Source organism: Thermogutta sp. (assembly GCF_014359955.1).
In the GTDB taxonomy this organism is placed as follows: domain Bacteria; phylum Planctomycetota; class Planctomycetia; order Pirellulales; family Thermoguttaceae; genus Thermogutta.
This window is the reverse complement of the sequence record NZ_JACIYL010000304.1, coordinates 1-4,814: the sequence shown is the minus strand read 5'-3', so window position 1 is coordinate 4,814 and position 4,814 is coordinate 1. Positions and strand designations below refer to the sequence as shown.

General features: G+C 54.0%; 4 protein-coding genes. 2 read left to right on the top strand and 2 right to left on the bottom strand.

The genetic code is table 11. From position 1 onward, the window contains the following. Positions 1-422: 422 nt before the first annotated feature. Positions 423-1,265: an RHS repeat-associated core domain-containing protein gene (locus H5U08_RS10340; RefSeq protein WP_297032734.1), complete on the bottom strand. Its 843-nt coding sequence runs from the start codon at positions 1,263-1,265 to the stop codon at positions 423-425. A 665-nt stretch (positions 1,266-1,930) separates the two neighbouring features. Continuing rightward, on the bottom strand, positions 1,931-3,391 hold the full coding sequence (locus H5U08_RS10335) for a transposase (protein WP_297032732.1): 1,461 nt from the start codon (positions 3,389-3,391) through the stop codon (positions 1,931-1,933). A gap of 427 nt (positions 3,392-3,818) precedes the next feature. Between H5U08_RS10335 and H5U08_RS10330 the strand changes: the two genes are divergently transcribed. Both H5U08_RS10330 and H5U08_RS10325 read left to right on the top strand, forming a co-directional pair. Next, entirely contained in the window at positions 3,819-4,178 is a 360-nt protein-coding gene (locus H5U08_RS10330; protein WP_297032730.1) for a hypothetical protein, read from the top strand. A 166-nt stretch (positions 4,179-4,344) separates the two neighbouring features. Continuing rightward, positions 4,345-4,814, top strand: a 470-nt coding sequence (locus H5U08_RS10325) for a hypothetical protein (protein WP_297032729.1), incomplete at its 3' end; no start/stop codon positions are given.

Sequence of the window (4,814 nt, the reverse complement as noted above, 5' to 3'; positions counted from 1 at the left end):
GGCTATTCCTCCCAAGATTGGCCGAGTCGTCCATTTTAACTAATCTAGCTTCTCCGACTCCATGGAATTCACACAAATTGCTGCATGTGCAACCCCCTGATTCGTACTTATGATCACGTATTCCGCGACAAAGACACGGGAATCGTCAACCACCTTAGCGAATAGAGGCCTGACGAGAAATCCGTACTGTTTTAGCGTGCCTTTAAGATACAAAATATCAATTAAGGAGGCTTTCTTAAGAACGTAAGTCCCGATAAAAGGAGAGACAATCGCTTTGTAGCCGATAGCCAATGCGAGTATCAACGTGATTGTCCGAAAAACTTGCCGAATTCGGCGGTGAGGGTTGCCGCCGTTATTCACCGTTGGCCCACTGACATTCATTGAGCACCTCACAATACGTTACACCAGGTTAACAATTGGTTTCATCGATAACAACATATGGGTTTTTGCCGCGGCGATGGAAAAGCTAGCACGTACTTAAGGAGACGGCTCTCCGAAAGGATCGGCCCGACGGCAAGTCCGGGATATTCAGACGGCATGTAAATGGGAATTAGAAATAAAGCAGTGTAAATGGTTATCTGATACCGACCTGTTCTGGTTCGGATCACCGTGCTTTGATCGTTGATCGACACTTTCAGCGACCTATCCAACTGACATACCAGTTCAATTCTGATGTCGGGCAACTCGTAAGAGTTTCTCTGCCTTATCTGTTCGAGCGTCAAAGGATGTTCGGCGTTCGCATACCTCAAGAGAACAGAATCGGGCACAACCCAATCAATACCCAAAAAGGATTGAGTCATTGCTACCTGGATTACAAACAGAGGTACCGCGTGGGTGGCAGAGACGATTCGAAACGCGCCCAGGCTCACAGGGAACTCTGTTTGTGCAACCTTTTGGGCAGCAACATTTGGTTCCTGCACCTCGAACCTTAAGCCTTTAATTGGGGCCGGGCCAGCACCTGGACCATAAATTCCTAAAGGCTCCTTGATCACTCTGTCTGCCATTGAAAGCACATTGTACGCGATCTCAATGACCTGCCAAAGCGTACGTAAAGGATTGGCTTCGAGTCCGCGCGGATCGAGGCTGGTTGGCACGTCATTTCGCACATACCGATACAAATTCCCATCACGGCCGTGAAATCCGATCGGATCCTCGCTCAGCCAGCAGCCGACCGAAGCATCATACCAGCGGTTGAGGTTGTTTTGAAGTTGGGTGTCACTATCGAAGGGTCTACCGGTGAATGCAGACCGACTATTATTGACCAACAATGACCGACTAATATTGACTACAAAGAATGATTATTAAAGAATGATTATTAAAGAAGACGCCCTCTGTGGCCGGATTATTCTCCGACTTTTCCACTCCTAACTGACATGCAAGGTTTTTCTGCCAGGACATTGTGGCGCAATCAAAAACCCCGTGAAATCCATCAGTTACGCGGGAAATCACGGGGTTTTCTGATCCTCTGTGGTATTAGGCCCGGAGGGATTCGAACCCCCGACCAGCGGATTATGGCTCCGCTGCCCACTTACTTAAGTGACGTTAGACCAAGACCTTGCAAAGCACCATCGGCTTGGTTGCACTCATGGTTGCACTACTTTTTCTGCGGGGAACAGGTCGATTTTACGTGAAACCCGGCAATTACGCGGTTTTCTTTGCGTTGTAAACGCTTTTGGCGAGGAGGTGAGTTAGGAGATTGAAATTGGATAAATCAGGAAGAGTCACAGAAGAGAGATCGAGCGATTGCTTGAGGCGGGAAGGCGGAAACGAGTGTGTCTCAATGGCTGAAGGGTGGTCTTTGAAGGCAAAAAACGCCTCGGATCAGTGTTTTGTTGGCTTGTGATGCGCACTCCGCGCAGAGTGTCATCCTGCGAGACGGGCTCCACACGGGCAAGATTTCAGATAAGTTCACCTGTCTGGGGTAAAAGCCCTAGGTGACCACCGCGACAGGTTTTTCTGAAGGTTCTTTCCCAGAGGTAGAAGAAGGTTCCTTCCCAGCGGTAGCACTCGTCTCAGGATGTTTGATCCCCGCGGATTGGCCGAAAACCTTTTCCCGCAAGGCCCTGGCGATCGGACTGAGTCGCATCTTCCCCAACGTCCCCTCCCGACGCGGAGCCATCGCCAACAGCGTCGCAACCGTCGCATGCACCACCATCACCGCCCCCACCTCCGCCACAAACCGCCGGGCCCCAGCAATGTTCCCGTCATCCACTCCCCAAAACACCTTCAGTCGGGCATTCACCCGTTCCACCGCCGTCCGCCCCCGGTACAACCGCTCAAACTTCCTCGTCGCCCGCGGGATCGCTGGAAACCGCCGCAAGTCAATCTCCCGCGGCACACGCACCGTCTTGCCATACTTTTTGCCCGCATTACAAATCTCACTCATCGGACACTCCCACCCCTCATGCTTCGCCGGACACCGATACTTGATCGTCTCCCGCGACGGCTCATAACCAATGTACGCCATCCGATGCCGCACCATCGGTTTGCTGACCCGATCGTAACAGTACACCGTCCCCGCCTCGTCATAGACAATGTTCGAGGTCCCATCGTGGCCGGGCAACATCCGCTCCGTCTCCTCCTTCCACAATGAGCGGTTCTCAATGACTGCCTTGATCCCCTCCCGCGATAAGAGCTCATGCACCTGGTTGGTGTCGGCGGCTTTGTCGTAGGCCAGGGTCTTGATCCGACCCTGCGGCAGATTCCGTTTCGCCTGCTCCAAAACCACCGGCAATGTCTCGGCATCGCTGGCCGTGCTCTCCGTGATCGCATAGGCCAAAACCACCTCGTGTTTCACATCCACCAACAGGTGCAGCTTGAACCCAAACCACTCCACCACCCGCGTCACCTTTCCCTCCTTGTCCGTGTACTCCTTCCGCCCACCCTTCGGTTGCGGAAGACCTTCCGCCTTCTCTTCCTCGGCGGCCTCCCCCTCCTTCCGCCTTGCCTTCAGTCCCGTGGCATCTCCCGCCAGGTTTTCTCCCAAATCCGGCACCTCCTCGCCCAATCTCTGGATCATCGTGTTGTAGATCTCCACCACGTAACCGCGAAACGGCTCCTCGCCCAACGTATCCATAAACCGCGACATGTTCCAGGAGTTGGGAACCTTGTCCTCTGACTCAATTCCGATCACCCGACGCAGATCGGCGTTCCGCCTCAGCTCCGCCAGGCACGACTCCATCGTCGGATGCCGCAGGAAAATCTTCACCGCCAGCGTCCTCCACAGGACATGCACCGGATAGTCGTTTCGCCCCTTTCCCCGTGCTCGATTCAAAGCGGCCAGCAACTTCTCGTCCGGAATGGCTGTCAGAAACTCCTGCACGGTGCGAATACTGGGGCTATCTTCCAGGGCATCCCAGGGGAAAAGAGGTCGGCTTGTGTAAATCTGCATGACAATCTTCCTGTGCTCGAGGACCCCGAACAGAACCAACGCTTTGGAGGCTTTTGCAGGGAAGTTTCTTGTTCAGCACAATCGAAGGGGCTTTGGATCAAGCCAACACTTCTGAACGCTTTCTCTTACTACGCAACAAATCCCCGCTTGTTCGGCGGTCTGGTCGAAAAATCGAGAAAAATTGCTCAAAAAGTGGAAAAGACACCCTGTTTTCCGCACCTCCCGCGGGGAAGACGTTTTTCAAACCCTGCCTAACTTGAATAACTCACGCGAGATGGGAACAACGCAACGGGCTCAGATGCAACAGATGATCTATCCAGGCGGTGAGCCCATCGAAGTACACTATCTGTATAACACCGTCACTGGGGCGGTGGACGACGCGAAAATCATTTTGCGGGGGCCAAGGCCAAGGTAGGAGTGGGAAGCGATGCGTGTGCGAGCGAAATTGCCTGATGAAGTACAAATCCCGCCGGAGATCGAGCCGTATTGCAGGCAGCGGTTCATAACGGCCGGTAAAGAGTACGAAGTCCATGCGATTTCGGTACGGCTTCGAGATCCCCCGATGGTTCTTTTTCAAATTATTGACGACTTGCTATCTCCGTCCTGGCTTCCGCACATCCTTTTCGAGATTGTTGACCGCAGTTGTGCGCCGGACTGGTGCTGCAACGTTTTGGAAGAGGAGGGGAGAGCTAAGCGCTTTTTGCTTGGACCGGAGTTCATAGTAAAAGACATTGATAGCTATAACGCAATGGTCGAACATGAGGCGGATCAAGTCGACCTTTTCTAGAAGCGTGTCGATGCCATCGAGAAGGCACGTGAGGAGCAGCGATGGCTTGAGGAGTTAGACAAACAGCCAGAAGACAGCGGCTAGGTAGGGAGACGCCGAGCCAGCGATGATCCGTCGTTTGCACTTTGCGTGCCTGAGAGTCCGATTGTGAGCGCATGCCGCTAGTTTGGCTGCCCGCTCGGCCTCGGCCAGTGGGCAGGCGGACTCGTTCTACCACTCCGAGTGGGCGGATTACTGGTGGAGTGGGCCGGAGACCTGGGCCAGCGGCGGGAGCTACCAGAACGCCATCTACGACGACTACACTTACCAGTGGACGAAGACTTGGCAGGGCCAGGGGGATGGGACCGTGACAAGTTCGGCCGCTAACCACGTTACCGGCATCGAGAACGGCTCCGAAAACGCCTGGTCGACGCACACCGTGTCGGAGGGAAAGGGGGACGGCTATTCGTCCAGCAGCAGTTGGAGCGGCAGTTGGAATCCCTCGTACGACCAAACGGTCACGTATCCCGGCTTTTATGACTACCGCTACTATGGCCGGGACTATGGCGGCTCCGGCGAAGAGGATTACATCGCCTACATGGGCGATGTTTTCTACGATCATCCCGGCAGCGACACCGGCTTCTTCCCGTTCGCGTA

Bases quoted from the DNA above. Each gene is read 5' to 3' on its own strand.
- H5U08_RS10330 (WP_297032730.1), top strand. From the start codon at position 3,819: ATGCGTGTGCGAGCGAAATTGCCTGATGAAGTACAAATCCCGCCGGAG.
- H5U08_RS10335 (WP_297032732.1), bottom strand. From the start codon at position 3,391: ATGCAGATTTACACAAGCCGACCTCTTTTCCCCTGGGATGCCCTGGAA.